This is a genomic window from Methanobacterium sp. (genome assembly GCF_016217785.1).
In the GTDB taxonomy this organism is placed as follows: domain Archaea; phylum Methanobacteriota; class Methanobacteria; order Methanobacteriales; family Methanobacteriaceae; genus Methanobacterium.
This window is the reverse complement of sequence record NZ_JACRGA010000008.1, coordinates 13,100-39,589: the sequence shown is the minus strand read 5'-3', so window position 1 is coordinate 39,589 and position 26,490 is coordinate 13,100. Positions and strand designations below refer to the sequence as shown.

The following is a 26,490-nucleotide window of genomic DNA, read 5'->3' as shown; positions in this document are numbered from 1 at the left end:
AAATCATTATAAAAAATATAGATTAACTGGTGAGGGGAACATACATGCACCCGTTTAAATAAATCCCCTCTTTATTTACCATGCACCTTTCATTAGATCCTAATAAAGTAAATCTTTTCTTTTAATCTTTTCTTTAAAATCTTTCTTTTAATAATTGAACTCCATTGCCCCCAGTTTTAAGGGTAATGAGCTTGTTGTTGTTAAATTATGGGAGTTGTTAAATATTGGCTTTCAAAATCCCAGTGGCCCTCCGAGCAGCCCAGCACTGTATACAAACACCAATGGGGAGGCCTGCTGTGTGGGTGTCCGCATATTCTATTTTAACATCCAGCGCCGTGGTTTTACCACCTAAACCCATGGGACCAATGCCAGTTGCATTAACCATCTCCAGCATTTCACTTTCCAGATTGGCCATTCTTTCCTCAGGATGGTGTTCTCCAATCTTTCGGAGAAGAGCTTTTTTAGCCAGTTTCAGAGCCATATCTGATGATCCACCAATTCCCACTCCAACCACAATTGGGGGACAGGGTTTACCACCAGCTGAGAGCACTGTTTCCAGGACGAACTGTTTTATTCCTTCTTCACCTTCACCAGGAAGGGCCATTTTAAGGGCGTTGTTGTTTTCAGAACCAAAACCCTTGGGGAAAATAGTAATCTCCAGTTGGTCAGTGTCAACCAGTTCTATGTCAATCTGTGGAATGAAACGACCAATATTATTCCCGCTGTTCTTTCGGGTAAGGGGATCTACCACATTAGGACGAAGTGGAACATGATCAGTGGCTTTCTTCACACCATTAATGATTCCACCTTTTAAGTTTTCCACCTCTACTTTTCCCATTTTCACAAAGATAATGGGAAGACCAGTGTCCTGACAGAGGGGTAGATTTTTTTCTTCGGCGATCTTTATGTTTTCCAGTATGGCTTCCAGGTTTAAAATAGCAGTTTCATCTTCTTCACGATCGTAAGCGTTTTCAATGGCTTTTTTAACATCTGGTGGAAGTTCAATGGCTGCTTTTTTATACAAATGGCATATAAGTTCTTCAACCTGGGATTGATAAATCATTGGCATTGCTAAATATTTGTAATATGATCTAATAAACAGTTTCTAAAGTTTTTAGATTTTATAAGTTATAAAATTGATTTTATAAAGTATAAAAAATTAATTTCTATAAAAAAAATGCTCGAATGAAAAACAGTAGTTGACTTTTAACAGGGAATAATGAAAAATGGTTTAATACCCCAAATTTAAGGGGTTAATACATATTTCCTGGTTTAATCCTCTATTTTAGGGTGAAATTATTTTTTTATCATTTTTCAGCCTGTAATCCTTGTTTGGTTTTTTGTTTTCACTGGAATTTTTAAGGGGAATGTACGATTGAGGTATACGTTCTTTGATGTAAGTCAATGGGTGGCGGTTTTTGATGGCGTAAACATTTTGCAGTATCTGTTTTGCTTCTTCCAGTTTATTTTTAAGCTGTTCATCCAGGTTGAAGTTTCTGGTCATTAACTCATCATATTTCCCATTCAAACTATCGTATAATCCATACATTTCCTCTAATCTTCCATGAGTATCTGTTAATTCATTCATGAATCTGGAACATTCATTGTTCAACTCAGTTATGATCTCCTTTTGATGGCCAATTGTGACCTTCTCGTCATTTTTCATCTCTTCAAGCATGACTTCAAAGCTGGATATCATTTTACGTTGATGTTCCATCATTTTTTGCATTTGGCCGAAGTCCTTCTCAGCCATGATAATAACAGTTTCATCCTCTCCAAAATCATGCTCCCCCTCCAACGTCAACAGTTTACTATTTTTAACAGGGTTTTCCTGGACAGTTGCAGTGTAAATCCTTTTTTGCATGTTTTTATTCATTATTATCACCTCTAAGCTTTATTTAATTTAATGAGATATTTAGATTATTTTTCAAGGAATGGGAATTCTTTAATATGTAGTTATTAATATTTCAATGTTCGGTCTGATTTGCAGATAATTCTATTTATTTTAAGAAAAAATCATTCAATTTTTTTAAGAATAGATATTTTTTAATATTTTTGTTGGCCTGTCTTTTGGTGATTAGTGCTAATTGTTTAGTGTTAATTGCAGTGTTTCTTCTAAATCAGTTTTTCAAACCACTAAAAATAAATCGGATACCCAGGGGTATGAAACTAATAGATGCCCAATTAAATAGATGCCCAATTAAATAGATGCCCAATTAAATAGATGCCCTGGTAACTCACTGGAAGCGAAAATAGAATTCAAATAACAGCCCCTGGGTATGTTTTTAAATTTTTAATTTAAGAGATTATTATTCTAATGAATTTAATTAAATAATAAACAGAAAATCTGCTGATAATAACAAATTAAGATTGATACAACAAATTAAGATGTCTGTTTTAGAATTTAGAACACATTAAAAAAGAAGAGTAAAAAAGAAAGATTGGAAAAGGAATATTTTAATCAATATTTCATGATCATCTTAACTCTTTCCAACTCTTTGGCAATACGGTCCCGTTTATCAGTCAGCATATCTTCAGAACTCATTTTAAGAGCTTCTTTAGGACACACAGAAACGCAGAGTGGTTCATCCCTTTCAATGCACAAGTTGCACTTGGTGGCTATTCCGTATTCATCCAGATTAATGGCTCCCACTGGACAGGCATCTCTGCACAGTCCACAGCCAATACAATCTTCTTCATGAATGATCACCGCACCATCGATTTTTTCAATGGCATCTTCCGGGCACACAGTCATGCAAGGGGCCCGGTCTTCGGCACAGTGCAAGCAGAAAACTGGCACTCCACTGATAATTCGGATGGCGTTTTTAGGGCATATGCGTTCACATTTCCCGCACTCATCACAGAGTTCCGGCCTTGAAACAAGTTCTTTCATTTTAGGCCTCCTTGTCCAGTGCTTTCCTGGCCCGGGTGTTGGCGGTCATTATGTTAATGAGATCTGAACTTTTACGATTCTTTTTACCAAGACCTGTGATTTTTTCGATGTGCTTGCGTTGCTTTTCTGCTTGCAGTTTAACTGTGTCCACTTTGGCTATGGCTCGTTTAGAACAGGCTTTTATACATGCAGGTGTTTCTAAATCAGGGCATTGGTTACATTTATGAGCTTTTCGTTCGTGTACTTCCACTGCACCAAAGGGACAAACCATCATGCACAAACCGCAGCCAATACATTTTGCTTCTTCAATTCCATCTTTGGTCATGGCTTCAGTAGGGCAGATCAACTGGCAGGGTGCATCTTCGCACTGCTGGCAGATGATGGGGTAAAATGATCCCTCCACTTCCCTTACCAGAATCCCTGAAGCCCCGTGAAGACGTGCACATGCCTCCTGGCAGTCCAGGCATCCATCACAGAGATCCGGCTGGATAATTATCTTTTCCAAGGCTATGCCTCCTATATTTTGAGTTCAGTGCAGATGGCATCCACGTTTTTCTGGATACGTTCTCTTTCCACTTCAGTAAGATGTTTGAAACGTTTTTGAGCCACTAGATATTCATCTACCATCTTACGTTGTAGGGGACGGTAGGTGACATGGAATTCTCCATCTTCGATTTCATAAAGTATCCATGAACCGGTTTCAACAGCTAGACGTCCAAGTTCAATGGTTTTGGATGGGTTAAAACCCCAGCCAGTGGTACATGGTTGGTGCAAGTGAATGTAAGCGGGTCCCTCAATTTCTCTGGCCTTCTGGACCTTCTTAATAAAGTCCTCAGGGTAGGAGATGCTGGCAGTGGCCACGTAGGGCACACCATGGGCAGCCATGATCATGGGTATGTTCTTTTTAGGTTTATCTTCACCAAAACTTTCTTTACCATGGGGGCTGGTGGTGGTGGATGCACCGTAGGGTGTGGCTCCACTTCTTTGCACACCAGTGTTCATGTATGCTTCGTTATCGTAACAGATGTAAATTAGGTTGTGACCTCGTTCCATGGCTCCAGACAGGGCTTGCAGACCAATGTCTGCGGTTCCACCATCTCCAGCAAATACAACTACCTGGGTATCTTTTCCCTGGGATTTCAGTGCTCTTTCAACTCCGGATGCCACTGCAGCCGCGTTTTCAAAGGCCACATGTATCCAGGGGATCTCCCATGAAGTTTCAGGGTAGGGTGTGGTGATAACCTCCAGACAACCGGTGGCGGAAACAGCTACCGTGTTTTCGCCAAGTGCTTTCAGGGCTAGTCTAACCCCCACTGTGGCTCCACAACCTGCACATCCTCGATGTCCAGGGGCCAGGAATTCTTTTTCACTGATTTCCATTTAGAGTTCCTCCTTTTTGAGTCCGATCCACTCCACCTCACCGGTGGGGTTTTTAGTTTTATCAATAATTTCTTTGATGTAATCGGGGGTTATATCTCGTCCACCCAGTCCTGCTATAAATCCATAGGCATTAGCATCGGTTGTGGCTCTAATATTGTTGTAAAGCACTCCTCCCATTCCAAATGAGATGTTCTTATCTATTACAGCAACTTTAGATGCTTTTTCCAGGATTTCTTTAAGCTCATCTTTGGGGAATGGACGGAAAACCCTGATTTTTAAGAGACCTACTTTTTCTCCTTCTGATCTGAGGGTGTCTATAACATCTTTTATAGTACCACAAACAGAGCCCATGGCTACTATTATGATCTCCGCATCATCACACCGGTATGTTTCAACCAGATCATATTCCCTACCGAATATTTCTGCAAATTCCTGGTTGGCCTTGGCTATGACTTTTTTAGATTGTTCCATGGCTGCCTCTATGGCATAACGGGCTTCCATGTAGTATTCCGGGTCGGTGAAAGTACCAATGGACATTGGGTTTTCTGGGTCCAGGAATGCGTATGGTTTATATGAGGGTAAGAACTGGTCCACTTCTTCTTGGCTGGGCACATCCAGTGGTTCCACAGTGTGAGTTAGGAAGTATCCATCAATGCATACCATACAGGGCAGCAACACTTCGGGGTCTTCAGCAACTCTGTAAGCTATTAAAACAGCGTCCAGAGCTTCTTGAGCGTCTTCTGCATATATTTGGAGCCATCCAGAGTCACGTTCGGATATGGAATCCTGCTGATCATTCCATATGCTCAGTGGTGCGGATAAGGCTCGGTTTGCGTCAACTAAGACTATTGGGCTCCGCATACCTGCCGCGGCAAACAGTATTTCGTGCATCAGGGCCAGGCCCTGGGAGGAGGTGGCAGTGAAAACTCGAACACCTGCTCCTGAAGCACCTAACGCAGCGCTGATTGCACTGTGTTCTGATTCCACTCGGATATATTCTGCTTTTAATTCCCCATCTGCCACAAACTGGGCCAGATATTCTGAAATGGTTGTTTGGGGTGTTATGGGATAAACAGGAACTACTGCTGGTTTGGCCATCTTAACCGCTTCTGCAACGGCTCGGTTGGATGTAAAAACTTTTTGAACCATTTTATCCTCTCTCCATTTTTATTGCTTCAACTGGGCATTCTTCTGCGCAAATGCCACAGCCTTTACAGTAATCGTAATCTATATCATAATCCTGGTTTATGCATCCTTCCGGACAGAAAAGAACACAGTTGCCGCAGTCAATACATTTTTCCTTATCTAGAATGGGCTTGAAGGTTCTCCAGCTTCCGGTTTTGTTTTTACGGGTGCTTCCAGGGTCTTTGACACATGCTCCAATAGATACCATTAGATCACCTTTATTTTGCCTGTTCAAAGGCAATTTTCGCTGCTTCAGCGTTTTTCTCCCCTATTTTACCAGGGAATGTTTCTTTGGTTATTTTGATAATTGAATCCAGTGATACTTCGCCAATTACTTTGGCAAATGCTCCCAGCATCACCGTGTTCACTATGGGTACACCCAGGGTGTCCAGGGCAATTCCAGTAGCATCGATGGTGTGCACATCAGCATCACCTAATTTTAAATCTTCTTTAGTATTTATAATCACTTTACCTCCACTTTTGAGGCCGGATAATACATCTACAGCCTCTAGGAGGGTTTCGTCTAATACTAGTACATGATCTGGATTATAAACTTGATATCTTCTTCTGATTGGCTTGTCATTTATTCTTGAAAAAGCCATGACTGGTGCGCCTTTTCGCTCAGCACCGAAAAATGGGAATGCTTGACAGTATTTTCCGTCTTCAAATGCTGCTTTTGCCAGTATCTCTGCGGCAGTAACTGCTCCTTGACCACCGCGTCCGTGAAAGCGAATTTCGATCATCTATTTACCTCCATTCCTCATAGTTAATCATTATAAATTACAATATATATACGTGTTGGCTGCATATATTAGCGAAAGTTACAGGGGGATATAATCAGGTTTAATAAAATTATAAATTAAATTTACAGGGTTTTTACTGATCATATCCAAAAATCTCTCTCTATTTTATAAATACAATCCACAAAGAACTTTAATTAGTAGAGTTTCACCATGAATTTTTGGTGAAAATCTAAATTAAATTAACTTTTTATCTTTATATATTTTTAAGTCCTATGACACTATAGAAATTAAATTACTGTCAAACTAATTCCTAATAATTTACTGTCAAAATTAAATTCCAAATAATAACTGTCAAAATAAATTCCTAAATATATTACTGTCAAACTAGATTCCTAAAATTTTATTTCAGACTACTTAATCTAAAAAAATGGTGGGGTAACATTCAATGAACATACTGATAATCACCGGTGAACTTGCCAGCAGCCTGGTAAAAGATGCATCTTTAAAATCAGATCATAATGTTAAGGTTCATGTTGTTAAAACACCCATAGCTGCCTTTTTAACCCCTAAAAAAATCATAGCTGAGCTGCGAACTTTACCAGTCAAGGAATTAAAATCACAGGATATGATCCTTACCCCGGGACTTATCCGTAAGGATGTAAGCCCAATCACTGAAAAAATAGGGATACCAACCTATAAAGGATCAACTGATGCTGCAGACCTGGATATTGTTCTGGAAATGGTGGATAAACTGGATCTATCCACTAAAAAATCTGCAGACAAGCTCATTGAAGAAGAACAAAGAAAAAGGGCCCTGAAATATATTGCTGATTTTGAAAATGACCAGGAAAACATTGAAAAACTCCTCAAAAAACCCGAAAATATTCTGGTAGGAGATCTCCCTGTGGGTGAAGACTTCCCCATGAGGGTTCTGGCTGAAATTGCCAATGCACCCACTTTAAGCCCAGAAGAACTCTTAAAACGTGCCGAGTATTTCGTTAAATCCGGGGCAAACATGGTGGATATAGGAATGATCGCCGGGGAGAACATGGCATCTAAGATACCGGCCATGGTCAACCTCTTAAAGGAAAACCTGGAGGTACCGGTGAGCATAGACACCCTGCAGACTGAAGAACTTCTGGTTGCAGTGGATTCAGGGGTGGACATGGTTTTAAGCCTGGATCACGGGAATTACTCTGAAGTTTTACCTGAATTGAAGAAGAAAAAAATACCAGCAGTTATTTTACCCACAGATTATAAGAGGGGATGGGTCCCGGAAACCACCCTGGAACGGGTAAATTCCTTGATGGATTTAAAAGAAAAATGCAAGGGAATAGATGTTATTGCGGACCCCATACTGGATCCACTTAACAGTAAAAGTATGGTTGATTCGGTTATTGCCTGCCGTAAGTTCAGGGATGATGTTGATGAGAAATGTCCAATTTTCTTTGGTGTGGGGAATGTCACCGAACTACTGGATGTTGATTCAGTTGGTGTTAATGCCCTTCTTGCCGGGATATCCATGGAACTGGGAGCCTGTATTCTTTTCACACCGGAAGAAAGTGGGAAAACCAGGGGAAGCGTGAAAGAACTGGCTGTTTCATCAAAAATGATGTTCCTGTCTAAGATGAGGGGTTCCATACCCAAGGATCTGGGGATAAATCTATTGGTGTTTAAGGATAAACGCCAGGGAGAATCAATCCAGGAACTGGTTGATGTGCCTGAAATAGAAGCAGGTTCTGAATACAAGTTCAAGCAGGATCCTTTGGGTAGTTTTAAAATTAGTGTAGAGGAAGGGCGGATAAGGGTGGTTCATTACCAGAAAATGCAAGCCACAGTTGCCATATATGGGCAGACTGCCTGGGAACTTTATCATGAAATTATAAACCGGAAACTGGTTTCAAGGATTGAACACGCAGCCTATCTTGGTCAGGAACTTCAAAAAGCAGAAGATGCCCTTAAACTTGGGAAAAACTACATGCAGGACTTTCCATTGTTCGGGAAGTTTATGGAGTATTAATGTGCGGATACCTGGAGGTATGAGTACTGACAATATTTTTAATTATCCAAATAAACAATATTTTTAGTTATCCGCCATAAAATAAGGTTTTCAATATAAATTATCAATGAAAATTAATCTGAATGAATTATATTCAAATAAAAATAACTTCCATAAAATTAAAGGAATGATTAAGTAAATTTCAAGTTTCACATGTTAAAGGAGCAAATATCAATGGACGTATGTCATAAATGTGGCAACCCCCAGATCATCATAAAGAGAAAGCAATCGGGGCAGATGCTTTGTCAAGAATGTTTCATTAAATCCATCCAGGAAAAAGTCTTAAAAGATATTCGCAAACAAAACCTGGTTTCTAAAGGAGACAAAGTATTAGTTGCATTATCCGGTGGTAAGGACAGTGTAATGCTTTTAGACATACTCAACAATCTCCGAAAAAGAAGAATCATCGATCTGGTGGCAGTAACCATTGATGAAGGTATCTGCGGCTACCGCGAAGATGGAGTAAATATTGCAGCTCAAAATACGGAATTATTAGGTGTAAAACACAGAATAGTCTCCTTTAAAGACTACGTTGATCACACCCTTGATGAAATAATGGCAGATACTGGGGATAGGAATGCCTGTACTTACTGTGGTGTGTTCCGGCGATGGATCCTAAACCAGGTAGCCAAAGAGGAGGGAGCCTCCAGGATAGCCACTGGACACAACTTGGATGATGAAGCACAGTCCATACTAATGAACTACCTGGAAGGAAACATTCAGAACCTAACCCGTATTGGTGTCAGGTCAGAATCCAGTTATGAAGGTTTCACTGTTAAAATCAAACCCCTCCGGGAGATACCTGAAAAGGAAACTGCCCTGTATGTTGTGGCCCGTGATTTACCAGTACATCTGGCAGGATGTCCCTATGCTGGGGATTCCTTCCGGGCGAAGGTGAGAGATTTCCTTAAAGAGATCAGTCTGGATCACCCCACCATCATGTACTCCACACTCAGGGGTTTTGATAAGATTAAACCAGTACTCAAAAGAGAGTTCTCTAAAAAAAGTCCCATGGGAATTTGTGAGGATTGCGGAGAACCATCTGCCTCTAAAATCTGTAAGGCCTGCAGTTTTCGCAGGTCGTGGGATTAGATACTGATTATGGGGTTGGGAGATAAATGAGTTAAGGTTGGGGATAAACTAAGGTACCTTGTATTAAAGATAATGATAAACTAAGATACCTAACTAAACTAACCTAACTAAAGGTGCCTTGATTAATGAATTACATTTTAAACGATGTTTAAAATATTATATAGATGCCCTATTACATTTAAACGGTTTAAAATATTTCTATAAAATAATGCCTAGATTTATAGAGGATTCACCTAAAAGGATAAGGATTTGAAAAATATGGAAGTAACAGTTATTATCGGGGAAGATGAAAAAAAATTAGATGTTGATGAAGGGAAAACTATCAAAAATCTACTTCAGATGATGGAAATACCTGTAGAGACTGTGGTGGTTAAGAAAAATCAGGCAATCATCATTGAGGAAGAGCCTGTTGAAGATGGAGATATTATTGAAGTAATAAAGGTAATTTACGGTGGATAAATTAATCCGGGATGTGTATCTGTGGATGATTTCACTCTAATTGAACAATCAATTTCCCATCACTTTCCCCTAATCGGATACTTCAATGATGATGGTGGTAAAGAATCGTATTTCACAGTGGGATCTTACAACTCTGACAGTTTCCAGGCCTTGGTACGTGAATTGGATGAATATGGGTTTATCCCTTTCATAAATCCTGATGGTAATTATTATAAAATAAACATAGCTAAAAAACCGGAAAAAGGCAAATCCAGGATACATATTAATGTGATCCTTCTCCTGGCTACAATAGGCTCCACCCTGTTTGCAGGATATTTTTTTTTAGGAGAAGGAGATATTTGGAAAGCTATTGCCTTTGCAATTGCATTACTAGGGATAATCGGCACCCATGAAACAGCTCACTTTTTCGCAGCCCGTAAACATGGTGTGGATGCCACCTTACCCTACTTCATACCAGCACCAACCATGATCGGTACTTTCGGAGCTCTTATCAACGTCAAATCACCAATACCCACTCGTAAAGCATTATTTGACCTGGGATACAGTGGGCCACTGGCTGGGTTTATAGTAGCCATCCCGGTCCTTTTAATTGGCCTGAAATTTTCTACAGTAGCCGCTAATACAGATGCAGCCCTGGTTTTCATCCCACCACTTATCATGCAGTTTTTCACTTACCTGGTGGCTCCCGCTGCCACATCCGAACAGATGATCCTGCTTCACCCGGTGGCATTTGCAGGTTGGGTGGGAATTATTATCACCATGCTAAATTTGATGCCAGTGGCATTCCTGGATGGTGGACATATTTCCAGGTCTCTTTTCGGTCAAAAGATTCATAAATTTGTGTCAATCCTGGGAATAATGGTCACCATAGTTTTAGGATGGTATTTAATGGCAGCCCTTATGGTGGTCATTTTCTTTATGGGTAAAGGCCATTCTGGTGCTCTGGATAACGTTGTCCCTATTGACCGGAACCGAAAGATAATAGCAGTGGTTATTTTAATCATATTCATACTTTGTCTTTCCCCATTTCCATTTACCCAAATCTAAATTGGTGGGGAGAATAAGGAGAAACCATAAAACCCACAAGATAAAAAAATTCTACAGAAGAAACCACTAGTGTTAATTCTGAATGATAAAAAGCTTACATTACTATTAAAAGATTAATACGGATGATATAATGAAAGTACACTATGAATGCGCGTCATGTTTCCTCCGTCAGTCCAGGGAAGCCCTGGATCTGGCCACAGATGATGAAGATCTGAAGATGCAGGTCACAGAAAAGATAAACAAAATATTATGTCAGGAATTCCGGAAGGGAGCAGTTTCTAACCAGATCGGAACCAAAATACACCGCACCATCAAAGAAGAAACTGGAAATCCAGATCCCTACCATGATCTCCGGGAAAAATCAGATGAAATTGCAATGCAATTCCTACCCCAAGTGGAAAAGATCTTAAATAATGATAAATCACTCAAAAATTATCTTAAAGCAGCTATAGCCGGAAACGTCCTGGATTTCGGGGCACTGGGGCTTGAATCAGACATTGAGGGCCTGGTAATGTCTACAGTAGAAAAAGATCTCTCCATTGACCACTCCGAAGAACTGGAAATGGAACTAAAAAAAGCCAAAAATGTACTTTATCTAGCCGATAATGTTGGAGAAATAGTATTTGACAAATTATTGATAAAAAAACTCCATGAATATGACGTGGAAGTCACAGTAGCCCTGAAAAAAGACCCAATCCTCAACGATGCCTGCATGAAGGAAGCACTGGATGTGGGATTGGATGAGGTGGCCAGATTAACCACCACTGGAACAGACTCCATAGGGATAATTTATGGGGATATCTCAGATGATTTCAAACAGGAATTTGAAGACGCTGATCTGATTATAGCCAAGGGCCTGGGGAACTATGAAGGCTTAACCTCGATGGAACTAAATGATAAACCCATATTCTGCCTTCTAAATGCTAAATGCCGACCAATAGCCCTGGATATTGGTGTTGAAGTTGGGGATAATGTGGTTTTAAAAATAAATTAAATTATTAAATAAAATATTTAATGATGAAAACTAAGGGTAAAGCATGCGTGGATACTTCATAGGGATTGTGGTAATTATAATTTCATTGCTGGTGTTAGTGCTGTCTATTCACACTTTAACCAGTAAGGAAACCCAAACAAACACCAGTTCTATCCAGTGGGGTAATGACATAAACCAGGCCATGGAAGAAGCTAAAAAATCCAATAAAACCATATTCATAGATTTTTATGCAGACTGGTGTTCCTACTGTGGTGAGATGGATGAAGAAACCTACACTGATCCACAGGTTAAGGAAAAATTAACCCAGAATTACGTGTTACTGAAGGTTGATGTGGATGAAAACCCTGATTTAAGCTCAAAATACACAGCTTACAGTCTTCCCACTATTGTAATCGTGGATTCATCTGGTAATGAGATAAAGAGGATCATTGGGTATCAAACCCCTGAACAGCTTTTAAGTCAGATTTAAAAGGAATAGTTTACACAATAATAATTTCATTAAGCTTCTTATTTCAGGAACAGGAATATTTTCATGGGGATAAAATGGAAACCAGTTTTCTACTATCTTTTTTAGCAGGAATGGCATCAATTATATCGCCCTGCGTGTTACCACTCATACCAATCGTGGTGGGCTTTTCCCTACTTAAACGGAAGAATACAGAAATAGTTGCATTTGGTCTGGGATTCTTCCTCCTTTTTGCCATAATAACCATACTAACCGCCATCTTCACAGCTGCCATAAATTATTATCTTTTGTATTTCAGAATAGCCGCTGCATTAATCCTGGTTATAGTTGGGGCCCTGTTTATTGTCAATAAAAGGCTGTTTAATATTTCAACACCCTCTATTTCGAGTACACCTGATTCTCAAAAGGGAATCGTTGGATCTTTTCTAATGGGATTTTTAACCTGCCTGGCATGGTCACCCTGTTTCGGTCCTTACGTGGTTGCAGTAGCAACCTACAGTGCATCAACCGGAAACATAGGTTACAGTATAATAAACATGGCCATTTTCGCAGGAGGATTTTCATTAACCATACTGTTAATGGCATTTTTAATGTCAAAAATAGATTTCAAAGCTATATTAAAATATTCAGATTGGATAAGGGTTATTTCTGGGGTTATAATTGCTCTTGCGGGTTTGTATATTTTGATAGGTTTTTTATAGGTTTCAATTAGCCTTCATGAGATACAGATTTTAGAAAATACAGATCTTAAAGAAATTGTCTTAGATGTAAGTATTTTCAGAAATATATTAATCTTGATGCTACAAATAATCAGATAAATAGGAAATTTACTAATAATATTTTCATATTAATCACTTTTGTTGCTATAGGGGGGAGTTTAATTGGTAATTGTAAGGTGTGTTGAATGTGGGAAAGAATATGAATTAAAAGAGGATGAAAACCCTGAAAACTTTCAATGTGAATGTGGTGGGAATTTAATTTATTCAAATAGTCTTGAAGTGATTGATGAAAGCATTATTAAGCAAGAAAATATAATTTATTGCTCCAGTTGTGGAACTGAAAATCCAAATTTTGCTAATTTTTGTCAAGAGTGTGGAGAAAAGATTTCTGATATATTCGAAGAATATCAACACAATAAAACCAAAATCATTGATACTCAAATTGAAAATTTTGAGGATATTGGATTTGGTTATGTTATTTTTTTAAGCAAGGTTGATGGCCATACAGTAGGTTCTGAGTTTCCAAAATATTTTAAATATAGATATGACGTAAATACAGATGAATTATTAGTAGATGCCATAAATACTAATCATTTAACCAGATCTACGCCTTATTATAATGTAGAAAAAGCCAAAGTGAATGATATTAAAAAAATATTAAAAAAATATGGTCAACCGGTTTCGGGCAGGAAAAAAGAATTAATAGGGCGTATAACTGATAATTTAACTGAAAACGAAATTATATCTGAATTTCCGGGATCATATTATGTTTTAACTGATAAAGGGAAAGATATTGTCAAAGAAAATGATCACGTAACTTATTATCATTACAATTCAACAAATTTCATTGGTTTATTTTCATTAGAAGAATATCATGATTTATTAAAAAACAATGCTGATGCTAATTTGAAATATAACGTAGCATTGGATTTACTTGGAAAATATGGATCAACGGAGAGAGAGAAAGGGAATTGGGGCTTGTACAGAAATTCATTTTTGTCAAAAGCCAAAGTAAATAAAGATAAAGGTGAATATGGGGCAGCATTAGACTGTTATTTTAAAGTTTGTATCATAGATTCAAGTGGTCTATCAAATAATAACAGTTATTCTAGAGAATTCATTGATTTAGCGCCAGGAGTCACAAATATTATCCCATATATAATTAAAAAGACTAATTCTCAATTAGAATCAGACCTCAACACATTAAAAAATAGATATTACAAATGTAATGATGACTTAAATTTACCTAAGTCCATATTATCAAAAGAGCAGTCTTTTAATCGTTTAATTAAAGAAATTGGTATTGATGTTGATTTAACTTCTAATGAAAAAAAGCCATCAAAACTTAAAGAGATTAAGAATGATCAAATAAATTTCGTAACTTTTGATGTGGAAAAAATAGATAGTGGGGGTAGAGGGAAAGCAAAATATTTATTTGAAGGTTCAGATCTTTTTGTTGAAGAAGTAGCCATTAAATTCTATGAAAACCTCGGATATAACGCTTTATGGTCTGAAGATTATTATTGGGGATTTTTAATGGCTTTGTTGTTTTGGGATGTGATTTTTGCCAGATTAAATGGAGTTTTTAATGAAGGTTTCCCATTAGCTTCTCGTTTTAATGACATGCCTCACGATTTTTTCAAACCAGAATTTTATCTAAAGAGGAAAAATTTGATCAATAATAGATTAAATCAACTCAATAATGGCAATTTAGAACAAGAAATTTCAAAATCTTACAAAAGAAACTATGGAAAATCTTGCCGCCCCATTGAAAAGTGGGATCGTTTTACTCTCGAGGAATTAATGATTCCCACAAAAAGAATGGAAAAAACAATTTTTTTAGGTATTTTAGAGAGGTTAATCTCAAATTTTGCTGAAAATAGGAGTGGTTTACCAGATTTAATTGTTTACAATGATAATGAATTATTTTTTTCAGAAGTTAAAAGTGAGAGGGATCGGGTTTCTGATAAACAAAGGTTATGGCATTTATTTTTAGCTGAAGAAATGCAAATAAAGGTGGATCTTTTCCTTGTGAACCATGGTGAAAGAAAAATCAAAAATCTTAAAAATAGCTATTCTTAATTTAATAAACTTCTACTCCAAAGTTTTTCCTTAAGTATTTGGGATGGTTTATATTTCAAATGAAAATATCATAGGGAATTAGCTGGAAAGAGTTACAACTCTATGAGTTATCATTAAGCCAAGTCATAGTAGGTATTTTCAGAAAATTGTGAGTTTATAGCAATATTTAAAAGGAAATACACTTAAAGCATCGATTTGATAATCATATCCTTTTTTAAATCACTTAAAAATTAGATAAACATTGCCCAAGTTAATTAATGATTTCCGTTCATCTGGGTTATTCCCTAATGTCTGTGAAATAGATAAATTTTCTTTATAAAACTGTTATATGATGAAATATGCCCATACAAGACAACAATATTATTACATAACAATTTTATAAAATGAGAAATTAATGTAGATATGTATTAAGTATGGGGTGGGGGAGTTATTTATGTATTTAAGTTCTTTAAAAATTCAGAATTATAGAAGCCTTAGGGATGTCAAAATTCCATTATCTCCTTTTGTTTGCATAATTGGAGAAAATAATTGTGGTAAATCATCTACTTTATTGGGTTTGAGTCTTTTTATTAATGGAACAAACATTTCTAAGAAAGAGTTTCACAACTCTTCACTCCAAATACGAATTGAAGTTGATTTAAACGGTATTACTGAATCAGATTTAGAAAGAATATCCGAAGAACATCGCAAAAGAATTATTAACATTATGGATGATGATAAGTTAACACTTATTAGGATATATGATCCAAGTGGTACAACCAATGTATATTACAAAGGTGTTGGTCCAAAAAATGAAAAACTTATTTTTGATATACTTAAAAAATCTAAGAAGTTAAAAGGTAAAAAAGGAAAAGAACTTCAAGAATTCATGAAAAATTATTTAGAAGACTATAAAGATAATTTTAATGAAGTTAAAACACATAAAGATGTTGAAAATGTACTTGAAGAGATAATTAATGGTCTTAGTTCTAAAGAATTAGAAGAAAAAGATTTCTTATTACCTACCGGAATATGGAATAGTCTAAAACCATTGCTACCGGACACGCTATTGATTCCCGCAGTAAAAAATATTTCAGATGATTTAAAAACAAGAGAATCTGCTACTTTTGGTAAATTACTTGGAGCTTTGCTTAGCTTAATTGAAGATACAGATGTCATTAAAGACATTTCTGAATCTTTTGATAAATTAACTGGTCTTTTAAACAAAATAAAAACAAATGAGGGTGTTGTAGATAGGAGAATTGATGAAGTTAAATATATTGAAAATGTTTTTGAGAAATATATTCAGGAAAATTTCCCAAGTGTTACTTTAGAACTAATGATTCCACCACCTACGCTCAAAAATATATTTTCTGGAGCAGAGGTCGAAGTAAACGATGGAGTTTCGGGACCATTTGATTTAAAAGGAGATGGATTGAAAAGGGCTATTACTTTTGCTTTATTGAGAACATATGTGGAAGTCAGTAAAACTGATACAATAAGTGAAAAAAAAGAAATTACTCCATATTTATTTTTATTTGAAGAACCTGAATTATATCTTCATCCTAAAGCCCAAAAAATATTATTTGATGCGTTGAATCAGATTTCTGAACAACATCAAGTAATTGTTACTACACATTCGCCTATATTTTTCTCACCTGAATATGGTGGAACTTTTATTAAAATGAAAAAAAATGATAATCATAGTGTTCCATGTTCTGAATCATGTGGGATCCATATAAATGATGATTGGGACGAACTTGAACTTTTTAGATTAATTTGTTTTGAGAATAACAATGCTGCTTTTTTTTCTGATAAAATACTATTAGTTGAAGGGGATTCTGATTTAATATTTTTTCGCCATGTTTCCAAAATATTAAGGGAAAATTGGGATTTTGATTTGAAAAATATTCCAATTATTAAAATGGCTGGAAAGGGTAATGTAAAGAGATATCGGGACTTTTTTGAGATATTTGGCATAGATGTGCATTCTATTTTAGATTTAGATGTTATAGTACAAGGTTTTAATAAATTAGGGGCAAGTGAAGTTGCTGTAGGTTTACAAAACGAATTAATGCGAGTGATTGATGGAATAGCCGAACAACAAAATATTTCGGGTTCTCCCACAAAAGAACAAGTTAAAGAAATGACCCGTAGTTATAGTTGGGTAGAAAGATATAAAAGGTTAAAAGAATTGGCTGAGGTTATGGTGAATGGATACTTCTTAAAAGAAGATGAAAAACTTGAAATTGAATATTTGTTCTCTAAAGAAACAGCAAATATCCGAAAACAAATTTTAAAGGGATATGATGGGGAGTTAAAAACAAATCTTTTGAATACTTTAAGAGATGAACAGATTTATGTTCTAAATAATGGTTCGGTAGAATCTTATTATCCTGAAGGAGTAAGTGGGAAAAATAAACTTATTAAGGCATTCAATGCCTGTGAATTATTGACAGAACTAGAACAAATAAATCAATTATGTCCACAGTATGAAATTGAAGATTCGATATTATCCGAGTTTGAAATAATTTTTAGTAATATATTTGATAAATAAACGAGTTATTTCGTATAGTTTAAATTATATAAAATTTCATCGTTTGTTTTAGGATTGGGAAGTAATATGGGAAAAAAGCTCACTAAAAATGATTTTCAAAAGTTAAATCATAAAGCTATGCATAAATTTGATTCAGGGGATTTAGATGGTGCATTGGAAATCGTTAATGAATTGAAACGTTATTCTCCTAATGCTAATGCGGTTTTTCTTTGTAGTGGTTCTCTCATTGATATTGGTAGTTCAACGAGAAACATTGAACTAATAAATGAAGGAATTGGTCTTTTAAAGCAAATAAGTTATAAAGGTCTTAAATCGGAAAGATATTATTATCTCGGAAATGCTTATTATACCTTGTTCAGTTTTAATTGTGTCAAAAATCCTTATTATCATTATTTTAATGATAAAAGTGAGCTACTTTTAGCTAAAAAATACTTTTTTAAAGCCTTAAAATATGTTGAAGGTGACCTTAAATTTTTTGAAAAAAAAGTTTTAAAATCTAAAATATTGGTTAATATCGGGAACATGTTTGATGAATTAGGAAGGAATATGGATGCACTAGAATATTACGAGAAATCTTTTCAGTACAACCCTAAAAATGCCTTAGCTTGGGGTAACAAAGGAATTGCTTTGGAAAGATATGCTAACTTAATGGGACATCATAAAACTACAATTTATTGGGATGCATATGAAGCACTACAAAAATCTTTATCGTTGCACCCTTATCCAAAAGCTAAGCAGTCTTTTGAAACTAAATTGAAAAAAATCAATGAAATACTTAAACCAAAAAAGCCAGTTAATAGGTCAAAATTGTTAATTCAAGGAAAAAATGAATTAGATTTGCATAATAAGACCTTTTGTTATAATCACAGGCTATATCTTAATCTGTGTAATTACTGCCAAAGGTGCAAACACTCTTTGGAAGATGCTGTTTTGCCAAATATTAAAAAAGATGAAAGTTTTAATCTTTTGGGAACATATTTTAACCAGATTAAGCTAGATTACATCACTGCAAGATCTTTCCTTGTTTTATCTGATTATAATAAACTGGACTTAAGTGTTCTTTATGACAATTTAGAATTATTCATTTTGGAAGATGAGGGAATCGATGATGTTGATATCCAACTCTTAAAATTATCTTTTAAAAGTTTCGCGGATATTCTTGATAAAATTGGTCATTTTTTAAACGAATATTTAGGTTTAGAAATCAAAGGGAAAGAGGTAAGTTTTTTAAAGGTGCTTTATGAGATACAAATATCTGATAATTCCGTTATCAATAATAAAAAGAAGAATCCTGGCTTGAATGCACTTTTCAGCGTATATTTGGATCTGAAAGAAGGTCAATATAATGAATTAATGGAATTAAGGAATAAAATCACACATCGATTTATTATCATTAAAAATGATGTATCAAAAGAAGATTCAAATGTTATGGAAAAAAATACGCTACAAAACAAAAATATTGCGCTTGCAAATGTTGTTAGAAATTCAATAATGTATTTATTTTACTTTGTAAATCTAGAAGAAAACAATCAGCTAGCAATTCAAGCATCAAATAAGAATGATAATTAATATAGGGGTCTAATGGTACGAAATGATAATCTGAAACCATTAAAGAATGAGTTCAGTACTAATCTGTTTGGAAAGTGTAATGAATAAGTTGAGAATGTACGAAAAGATAAAATCAAAGTATATTCCATTGACAGATGAAATAAGTATCAAATTCCTAAAAATCTCGCGATGTAAATTTCATTTAGTGGGATGAATAAATATCTAAATTAAAGAAAGAAGATGTTAAAATGGCTAAAACAGGATGGAACTTATTTGTAAATGATCCAGATAGGTTGGAAAAAGATTTTTATGAAAAATATGACCCTGATTATTGGCTTTATAAAATCCACTTACTTAAAAATTCTCATGATGATTATGATAAAATAAAAGAAATTTTAACTGTTGATTTAGTTGATGTAAGTCATGAAGATTACAAACGTATGATTAGGACTGAATTACATTTTCTTTATTTTCAAATGATAGAAACATTGTTTGAATTAATATTTGCATTATCTAAATTCACTCGGCAAGAAATTTGGTTAGCCCTTACTTTTTCGAATAAACGAAATTCTCCATATTACTATGACTGTTATGGTAATATTAGAGATTTATCAAATGACAAATTAAAAGATCCTGACTTATGGGCTCCGGTAAATATTGGAGGGGCTAGAGGAAATATTGAAATTCCATTATTAAGATGGATTTTTTATGATACTTTTAACATTCCTGAAATGTCTAAAGAAGACTGGAAAATTAATCTGGATAATATTTATTATTTTTTGAGGAAATTCGCAAAAGATTTTTCGGATAGAGATGAATATAATGCTTATAAACATTCATTAAGATTTTTTAATACGCAATATGCTTTCGGGGTTGCGCTACAAGGTTCATCTAATTTTGTTGGACGACGAACCGATAATTCAATAGTTTATCTTGAAGCTGAAAAAATTAGTAATGATTCTTATTCCCTCAAAGAATGTTCTAAGGCATTTGATTTTGAAACAGATTATAATCGTTGCATTTTAATTTATGATTTAATTTCCAATATAATTATCACCAGAAAAGCAATGATTTGTAAACCTCCTTTATCTAGTGCTGTACTAACGCAATCTGCAATGTTTCACAAGCATAAAAAAGAAGATTTTGAATATAAATCATTCTTTAAAACTAGTTTTCCACGGTAGTCAAAGAATGGAAAAATAGTACGAAATGATAACATGTGAGGTAAATTAGTTCACGAATCAATCTGTACTAAATTGATTGTAAAATGTAAGGATAAGTTGGGAAAATGGTACGAAAAAAACAAATCAAGGTAGGTTTCTTGGGATTTGGAGAAGTTGCATCAACCTTATCTAAAGGACTGCTGGCCCATGGAGTGGAGGTTTCAACCTGTCTTGAGGGAAGAAGCCAGAGATCCGTGGAACTTGCAAAATCAACTGGTGTTGGCCTATTTGACAGTTTAACCGAGCTTGTCGAGTCGTCTGACATTTTACTATCTGTTGTGATTCCTTCCGAAGCTGTCAGTGTGGCAGAAAAGGTATGTGGGGGTTTTGAAGGAGTATACGTGGATTTGAATAACGTCTCTCCAGGTACAGTTAAAGAAGCTTTCACCCATATTCCTAATGGTAAAACCGTTGATGGGGCTATAATGGGTGGTATAAAAAATGGTTTAGGGACTCCGATCATTGCCTCTGGTGAGTTTGCTGAAAACTTTGCTGAGATGAACCAGTACGGTATGAATATTGAAGTAATTGGTCCTGAGCCTGGTCAGGCATCGGGGTTGAAGATGTTGCGCAGTGCCTACACCAAGGGTGTTTCCGCACTTCTTTTTGAGGCATTTTATGCTGCGTACCAGATGGGAGTTGATGAAACCCTATCACGCTATTTAACACTGAGTGAAGGATCACATTTTCCTGCATCTGCAAACTCACGACTCACCAGCAGTGCCTATCACTCCCAAAGACGTGCCCAGGAAATGGATGAAGTGGTGAAATTCCTAAGCGAATACGAGGATCCACTGATTACCCGTGCAACTTGTGAGTTTTTCCACTCGCTTTCTGATAAAACTGGGACAATATCAAAAAAACCTGCTGATTACCGGGATGTGTTCCGGAAAGTTGATAAAAAAAGGGTTTAAGGGGAGAAAATCCTTAGTAGTTCACAGTAATCTCCTATTCACAGTAATAAATAAATAGGATTTTGAGTATAATATTATACACACAAAAAAGCATGGATCTTAGTGAAATTTTACAGACACCATCATTGATAGCTTCTTAAAATCTTTAAAAAATGGATTTGATGCTCATGACTAATGAAGAACATGCTAAAGAATGCCAGGAACAGTTGAAAAAGCTTACTGGAAAAAATGTAGTGGATTGTTCTTTCCGCGCCTATGATAACAACTGCTGGAGACTTTACATAGTCACAGACACCGGTAAAATGGTGATGACCTTCTGTCCAGACTGGTCCTGTCCAGTGGTAGAGCACCACCAGGCCCACCATGAAGAGGAAAGTCCGGAGTGATTAACCCACGCCCCATTATACCAATTAAATTCTACTTATTTTTATCTTACAGATAGTTTGACTCATATTTTTATCTATAATTAACCCGAATCTATTTTTTATTCACAATTATTGATTATCCGTTTTATCCAACAATTAACCTGATTCTCCAGCCTCTCTTCCTCTTAACCAGTTCTCCCTCTAGTGGAATAATCTGGGAATCCACCAGTAAGCGCAGGTAGGTGGCCATCTTCCCGGGTAGTTTCAGTGGACTTTTAACCTTACCTTCTTTGGTTTTCAACTCACAGGCTAGAACACCCCGTTTATCCACATAGAGGTATGCCTTTAATCCTTCTTCCAGCTTGGGAAGTTCAAAACTCCGCAGGTGAAGACCGGCATCAAATGAGTATAATGGTTTATCCTTTGTCCGGGCACCGTTAAGGAACTTTTCATGGGCCTCGGAACTGGTTAAATCCGTTTCAACCATGCTAGCTACAAACCAGTCCCTTTCAATAACCCGTTCCACAGTCTGATCCGGTGGGATGATCCCCTGTTTCTCATAATCCTGAATTAGCTCGTAGATTTCTCTACGTGTCACATCTTCCTCCACACAGCTTAAGGCCAGTCTGCTTAACACTGGACCGTAACCTGCCTGGCGCAGGGATGCCCACACCTGATTCTCGGCCTGGTACCATCTTCCCTGAATGATATGCTCCACTGCCTCGGCATTTAAATGGGCAGTGTTTAAAAGATGATGGCGAGAGGTGGTGTTCAAGCGTTTTAAGAGTACATCCATATTCCTGGTTTCAGGAACAGTACCTTTATCAATTTCCTCCTCCAGTATGCGTACCGTGGATTTGGGGAGCAGCCTTTTCACACTTCCAGGTATACGGAGATTGTTTTCCAGGATTTCGCTGCGTATCTGCCTGCCTGAAATCTTCTCCCCATTTACCTTACCTTCCGGTATGAAATGAAACTCCATTTTACGGTTAAAACGCTGATATAAAAATTCGTTTACTGCATACCACCGGATAACATTCCGGTTAGGTAGATTACGGGGGATTCCACTGAATATTCCTCTTCTAATGAATCTGGCAGCGTACTTTTTTATCTGGGCGGGGTTAACTTCTGCAGCGTCCACATAGTCAGTGACCCCATCCTGGATCATCATGGCTATCCTTATGGGGACGGTGTAGGACATGGTCAGCCGGTGGTGCAAACCTTCAATTGGCACTATCCGGTCAGCCCCTGCCTCCAAGGCCATTTTACTCCTTCCCTCGAAACTGACAAAGAACGGGGCGTGATTGGCACTGTAACCTTTATTAAGGTAGATTACCACCTCATCGCCTTTTTCATCAGCTATTTCCCTGGCCTTCCCGATTAGGGAAGCATGTCCCTTGTGAACTGGATCAAAATCAGCGCTTATTCCTATCAATTAAAATTACCTCTTTTTTAATAAAACATGGGTATGAATTGTTAAATTTGGTTATCTGTTTATTGTAGCTTTTTGTATGTTCTTAATGTTATAAATCAAAAATTTATTGGTTAAGATAAATTTTTAGATTTTATTAATAAATTATGTATGTATTTTTTCGTATTTATCTGGTTTTGATCTGCTGGTAATTATAAACTTGAAGATATGATTCAGCTTTGTTGGGTGCTTTGGCTGTCACACTAACACTTAGTTCTGTTAGATTTTTGGGAAATTGTTGTTGATATTCAAAATTACCATTTGCATCGACTGTGACTTCCGTATTATTGAGTCTTGAATCTGAAGAAAAAATAGTTACCTTTGCATCGGATTCTGTTTTTCCTTTTAACACATATTGTATGGATTCTATATCCGGACTATTATTTTGATAGGTAATATCCACACGATTTTTTTCTAAATAGAGATCAGTCACTGGAAATAGTACACTTATTAACAGAAGAATGATAATAACACATAAACAACATCCTCCGAGGGAGCTCAATATTTTGACACCCGGGCTTTGTCTATGCCACCATTGTCTAAATTTATTTCTTTTTGCTTTGTCATGTTCAGGTTTTTTAACAGTTTCTGATAGTTTTGTCCCACATTTTTGGCAAAAACTGGAATTATCCTGGTTTTCTGTTTGACAATTTGGACAGATTCTGGTCATATTTTCCCTCATTTATGAATTTAACTAGACAACGTAATGGTGGTAGCAGTTCCTGATCTGTTTGAAAGCCTTTTTGATTTTTTTATTCTAGAACTTTAGAACTATGACTCATCCGGAATATAAAAGCTCCAATTAAGCCCCCTGTTAATCCAAATATGGTTAATACGGCAAAACCACCTATAAAAGTATAAATATCCTTTGTAAATCCAATTGAAAAGATCATTCCCATTAGTAAACCCATTATACATCCATTAAGATAACTTTTACCGGAAATATAACCTGCCATAGCTCCACTAACAAGTATCGCAATTATGAATATGGTAAAATACCCCGCTCCGGATAAATCACCAATATACATGATGACAATATAAACAGTAAGTAATATACAACCATAAAAGCTGTAAATCCAATCACGATAGCTTTAGGTTTAAATGTTTTCGGAAAGAGTCTGACCAATCCACCCATTGTTAAGATAAGTCCTAAAGGAACCAGTAAAAGATTAAGAATTAGTCCCAATCCATCTATTATAATAAAAACAACACCGATAATAGTTACTAAAGCATAAATAGGTTTCCTATTTTCTCTATTTTCATTTAAAGTTGTTTTTAACTCTTTGGTTAAAGGACTACTGCATTTCTGACAGAATTTAGCTGAATTATCATTTTCTTCCCCACATTCTGGGCATAATTTAACCAAATCTTTCACCTCATTAAAATATAATATGTCTCATTGCTTTTATCCAGATTCTAAGTTTTAATCTAGGGATTTAAAGTTTCCCTCCAGCAAATCCTACTTTAACCATTACAATTCTTACGAGGTTATGTGTTTCAAATGTATTAAATAGTTGATGTTTTTAAATACTGTTTTATGTCAAAACAAGACATTTCTTATGCAATACCCTATTATGTATATTTGGAGGTCCCTATTTGAAGAAAAAATATACTCATCTTCTTGGTTGGATTTTTGCTGGTTGTTTTTTTGTTTTTGTGATATTGGCCTTTGTTGGTGGTATTTTAACGGTGTCTTCTTCAAAAGAAAAATATGATGGGGCTGTAAATGAAACTGGATTAAGTTCAGATGATGCGGAAATTATTCAATCCAAAGCAGTTGAATATATTCAAGAGAATTTTTACAACTTAACTGGGGATGACGTGGATCATTATATTTGGACATATTCTCCAGAACAGGAAAAAGGGAATTTAATTGTTGTTGATTGGTATAGCAAGATGCAGTGTTGGGATTTTATTTCTATTTTGAAAAGGTTAATGGTGAGTGGATAATCCATTTTGATCAAAGGATTAATGATAATATTGTTGCATCAACAAGAGAAAGTTTTCTAAGATAGATCTGGGAAGAATTTTTTTTATATGGAAGACTATGAGGAGCATACTTGTGGCAATGTACAAAGATCTAGAACATTAGGTTGCCTAGCGTTCGCTGGGGTATTTTTTATTACTCAGTGTTAAATTTAACATGAAAGTTAAGGATATGGTGTTATAATAGCACCTATTTTGATAATTCTAAATAAAAAAAGGATTAATATTGTTGCAAATAGAACGAGAATAATTAAAAGTATATTTCTTGTTTCGATTTTAATCACTCCATTCTCATAAAAGTATCATTATAAAATCTTGTTTTAAATCACTAATGAATTAGTTCATTGATCTAACAATTCATCTGTAAAGTTGCTTTCAATGATTCTTTGGATTCTTCTCTTAATTTAATGCTATCTTCGCTTTTTAAAACTTCATCCAAGGCAAAATTAAACATTTCAAAGATAATCCTGTTCAATCTGCGTCCTTTCTCGGTTAAATAGTACTCAGTATGGCCTGCAGATGAGTTTAACACTACCTTCTCAACTATGCCATTTTCTTCTAATTCTTTAAGCCTTTCCGACAGGACCTTACTGCTTAATCCTGGATTAAGTTCTAGAAAACCCTTAAAATTTTTACAATCACAGAATAATCCTTTAATTATTGGAATAGTCCATTTCTTGCGGAGGTAGCTAAAAGTATCATCAACGGTTTGGTAAAGTTCTTTTAAATAATCGTTACCCATTCTAATTCCCCACTTACCAATTGGTAATTACCCAATGGTTAGAAAAACTACTTTAAGTCAGTTTAACACAATTCACATTGTGATTTGTTTATTTATGATTTGTTTATTTTCATTAATAAAATAATTTTCATCAATAAATAAATCCCTGAGAGAATATGTAGAGGTCCTAAGAAATGTAGGGGTGGTAAAAATGCCAGTACTTCATGTGAATATATGGAAAGGTTTTGAACAGGAAAAAATTGAGTATTTAATTGAGAATTTGACAAAAGTTTTCTCGGATGTTGGGATTTCACCGGAAGCTGTGGAGGTCATAATACATGAAATTCCACAATCTCACTGGGGATTAGGTGGAGTACCCTGTACTGAAAAATTCAAGGACATGGATCCTGATTCATGGAAGAAAATGCCTAAATAAAACCTTCACTTTTTTTCTTTGTTCAAAACATTATTCAATTTGGATACTTCTCAAAACATTATTCAAGTTTAAAAAACACGTTTCAACAGATTTATCGAACATTAATGAACTTAAATAATTTAATCAGGGATTTATCAAATAATTATACATTTATCAAATAATTAAAGATTT

General features: G+C 35.8%; 28 protein-coding genes. 15 read left to right on the top strand and 13 right to left on the bottom strand.

What is annotated here, in order from left to right; translation table 11 throughout:
- Window positions 1-217: 217 nt before the first annotated feature.
- The 8 genes from HY987_RS03845 to porC all read right to left on the bottom strand — a co-directional run bounded on the left by HY987_RS03845 (window position 218) and on the right by porC (window position 6,201).
- Window positions 218-1,063 carry a fumarate hydratase gene (locus HY987_RS03845; RefSeq protein WP_292755972.1) on the bottom strand — a complete coding sequence of 282 codons (846 nt, stop codon included), beginning with the start codon at window positions 1,061-1,063 and terminating at the stop codon, window positions 218-220.
- Window positions 1,064-1,285: 222 nt separating this feature from the next.
- Window positions 1,286-1,876, bottom strand: a complete 591-nt coding sequence (locus HY987_RS03840; RefSeq protein ID WP_292755901.1) for a hypothetical protein — start codon at window positions 1,874-1,876, stop codon at window positions 1,286-1,288.
- Between the two features lie 585 nt (window positions 1,877-2,461).
- Entirely contained in the window at window positions 2,462-2,893 is a 432-nt protein-coding gene (locus HY987_RS03835; protein WP_292755899.1) for a 4Fe-4S dicluster domain-containing protein, read from the bottom strand.
- Between the two features lies 1 nt (window position 2,894).
- Window positions 2,895-3,398, bottom strand: coding sequence for a 4Fe-4S dicluster domain-containing protein (locus tag HY987_RS03830; protein ID WP_292755897.1), 504 nt, complete (start codon window positions 3,396-3,398; stop codon window positions 2,895-2,897).
- An 11-nt stretch (window positions 3,399-3,409) separates the two neighbouring features.
- Window positions 3,410-4,273 carry a pyruvate synthase subunit PorB gene (porB, locus tag HY987_RS03825; RefSeq protein ID WP_292755895.1) on the bottom strand — a complete coding sequence of 288 codons (864 nt, stop codon included), beginning with the start codon at window positions 4,271-4,273 and terminating at the stop codon, window positions 3,410-3,412.
- Window positions 4,274-5,422 (bottom strand): pyruvate synthase subunit PorA, encoded by a 1,149-nt coding sequence (gene porA / locus HY987_RS03820; protein ID WP_292755893.1) that lies wholly within the window; start codon window positions 5,420-5,422, stop codon window positions 4,274-4,276.
- 1 nt (window position 5,423) lies between these two features.
- Window positions 5,424-5,666, bottom strand: coding sequence for a pyruvate synthase subunit PorD (porD, locus tag HY987_RS03815; RefSeq protein ID WP_292755891.1), 243 nt, complete (start codon window positions 5,664-5,666; stop codon window positions 5,424-5,426).
- Between the two features lie 10 nt (window positions 5,667-5,676).
- Window positions 5,677-6,201, bottom strand: coding sequence for a pyruvate synthase subunit PorC (gene porC, locus HY987_RS03810; protein ID WP_292755889.1), 525 nt, complete (start codon window positions 6,199-6,201; stop codon window positions 5,677-5,679).
- Between the two features lie 445 nt (window positions 6,202-6,646).
- Between porC and HY987_RS03805 the strand changes: the two genes are divergently transcribed.
- The 13 genes from HY987_RS03805 (at window position 6,647) to HY987_RS03745 (ending at window position 21,726) form a co-directional block, all read left to right on the top strand.
- Complete coding sequence (locus HY987_RS03805) at window positions 6,647-8,221, top strand: dihydropteroate synthase-like protein (protein WP_292755887.1); 1,575 nt, start codon at window positions 6,647-6,649, stop codon at window positions 8,219-8,221.
- A 213-nt stretch (window positions 8,222-8,434) separates the two neighbouring features.
- Complete coding sequence (locus HY987_RS03800) at window positions 8,435-9,352, top strand: TIGR00269 family protein (RefSeq protein ID WP_292755885.1); 918 nt, start codon at window positions 8,435-8,437, stop codon at window positions 9,350-9,352.
- Between the two features lie 258 nt (window positions 9,353-9,610).
- Window positions 9,611-9,811 carry a MoaD/ThiS family protein gene (locus tag HY987_RS03795; RefSeq protein WP_292755971.1) on the top strand — a complete coding sequence of 67 codons (201 nt, stop codon included), beginning with the start codon at window positions 9,611-9,613 and terminating at the stop codon, window positions 9,809-9,811.
- 21 nt (window positions 9,812-9,832) lie between these two features.
- Window positions 9,833-10,858, top strand: a complete 1,026-nt coding sequence (locus HY987_RS03790) for a site-2 protease family protein (protein ID WP_292755883.1) — start codon at window positions 9,833-9,835, stop codon at window positions 10,856-10,858.
- A gap of 130 nt (window positions 10,859-10,988) precedes the next feature.
- Window positions 10,989-11,852: a DUF89 domain-containing protein gene (locus HY987_RS03785; RefSeq protein ID WP_292755881.1), complete on the top strand. Its 864-nt coding sequence runs from the start codon at window positions 10,989-10,991 to the stop codon at window positions 11,850-11,852.
- A gap of 43 nt (window positions 11,853-11,895) precedes the next feature.
- Complete coding sequence (locus HY987_RS03780) at window positions 11,896-12,321, top strand: thioredoxin family protein (RefSeq protein WP_292755878.1); 426 nt, start codon at window positions 11,896-11,898, stop codon at window positions 12,319-12,321.
- Window positions 12,322-12,395: 74 nt separating this feature from the next.
- The gene (locus HY987_RS03775) at window positions 12,396-13,019 is read left to right on the top strand and encodes a cytochrome c biogenesis CcdA family protein (protein WP_292755876.1); all 624 of its coding nucleotides are present in this window, start codon (window positions 12,396-12,398) and stop codon (window positions 13,017-13,019) included.
- A gap of 180 nt (window positions 13,020-13,199) precedes the next feature.
- Window positions 13,200-15,119 carry a VRR-NUC domain-containing protein gene (locus HY987_RS03770; protein ID WP_292755874.1) on the top strand — a complete coding sequence of 640 codons (1,920 nt, stop codon included), beginning with the start codon at window positions 13,200-13,202 and terminating at the stop codon, window positions 15,117-15,119.
- A gap of 433 nt (window positions 15,120-15,552) precedes the next feature.
- Window positions 15,553-17,655, top strand: a complete 2,103-nt coding sequence (locus tag HY987_RS03765) for an AAA family ATPase (RefSeq protein WP_292755872.1) — start codon at window positions 15,553-15,555, stop codon at window positions 17,653-17,655.
- Window positions 17,656-17,721: 66 nt separating this feature from the next.
- Window positions 17,722-19,224, top strand: coding sequence for an LA2681 family HEPN domain-containing protein (locus tag HY987_RS03760; protein ID WP_292755870.1), 1,503 nt, complete (start codon window positions 17,722-17,724; stop codon window positions 19,222-19,224).
- A 227-nt stretch (window positions 19,225-19,451) separates the two neighbouring features.
- Entirely contained in the window at window positions 19,452-20,387 is a 936-nt protein-coding gene (locus HY987_RS03755) for a hypothetical protein (protein WP_292755868.1), read from the top strand.
- Window positions 20,388-20,491: 104 nt separating this feature from the next.
- Window positions 20,492-21,340 (top strand): NAD(P)-dependent oxidoreductase, encoded by an 849-nt coding sequence (locus HY987_RS03750; RefSeq protein ID WP_292755866.1) that lies wholly within the window; start codon window positions 20,492-20,494, stop codon window positions 21,338-21,340.
- Window positions 21,341-21,507: 167 nt separating this feature from the next.
- Window positions 21,508-21,726, top strand: coding sequence for a hypothetical protein (locus tag HY987_RS03745; RefSeq protein WP_292755864.1), 219 nt, complete (start codon window positions 21,508-21,510; stop codon window positions 21,724-21,726).
- A gap of 124 nt (window positions 21,727-21,850) precedes the next feature.
- On the opposite strand, the gene HY987_RS03740 is transcribed toward HY987_RS03745, so the two are convergent.
- The 4 genes from HY987_RS03740 to HY987_RS03725 form a co-directional block, all read right to left on the bottom strand.
- A complete protein-coding gene (locus tag HY987_RS03740; protein ID WP_292755862.1) occupies window positions 21,851-23,140 on the bottom strand; it encodes a cytidyltransferase in 1,290 nt (429 codons plus the stop codon).
- Between the two features lie 163 nt (window positions 23,141-23,303).
- Entirely contained in the window at window positions 23,304-23,846 is a 543-nt protein-coding gene (locus HY987_RS03735; RefSeq protein ID WP_292755860.1) for a zinc-ribbon domain-containing protein, read from the bottom strand.
- 82 nt (window positions 23,847-23,928) lie between these two features.
- Complete coding sequence (locus HY987_RS03730) at window positions 23,929-24,132, bottom strand: hypothetical protein (protein WP_292755858.1); 204 nt, start codon at window positions 24,130-24,132, stop codon at window positions 23,929-23,931.
- A gap of 23 nt (window positions 24,133-24,155) precedes the next feature.
- Window positions 24,156-24,542: a zinc-ribbon domain-containing protein gene (locus tag HY987_RS03725; RefSeq protein WP_292755856.1), complete on the bottom strand. Its 387-nt coding sequence runs from the start codon at window positions 24,540-24,542 to the stop codon at window positions 24,156-24,158.
- A 230-nt stretch (window positions 24,543-24,772) separates the two neighbouring features.
- Here HY987_RS03725 and HY987_RS03720 point away from each other — a divergent pair, with 230 nt between their 5' ends.
- A complete protein-coding gene (locus tag HY987_RS03720) occupies window positions 24,773-25,126 on the top strand; it encodes a hypothetical protein (RefSeq protein ID WP_292755853.1) in 354 nt (117 codons plus the stop codon).
- 385 nt (window positions 25,127-25,511) lie between these two features.
- On the opposite strand, the gene HY987_RS03715 is transcribed toward HY987_RS03720, so the two are convergent.
- The gene (locus HY987_RS03715) at window positions 25,512-25,904 is read right to left on the bottom strand and encodes a helix-turn-helix domain-containing protein (RefSeq protein WP_292755851.1); all 393 of its coding nucleotides are present in this window, start codon (window positions 25,902-25,904) and stop codon (window positions 25,512-25,514) included.
- A 190-nt stretch (window positions 25,905-26,094) separates the two neighbouring features.
- Between HY987_RS03715 and HY987_RS03710 the strand changes: the two genes are divergently transcribed.
- Window positions 26,095-26,319: a tautomerase family protein gene (locus HY987_RS03710; RefSeq protein WP_292755849.1), complete on the top strand. Its 225-nt coding sequence runs from the start codon at window positions 26,095-26,097 to the stop codon at window positions 26,317-26,319.
- Window positions 26,320-26,490 lie beyond the last annotated feature (171 nt).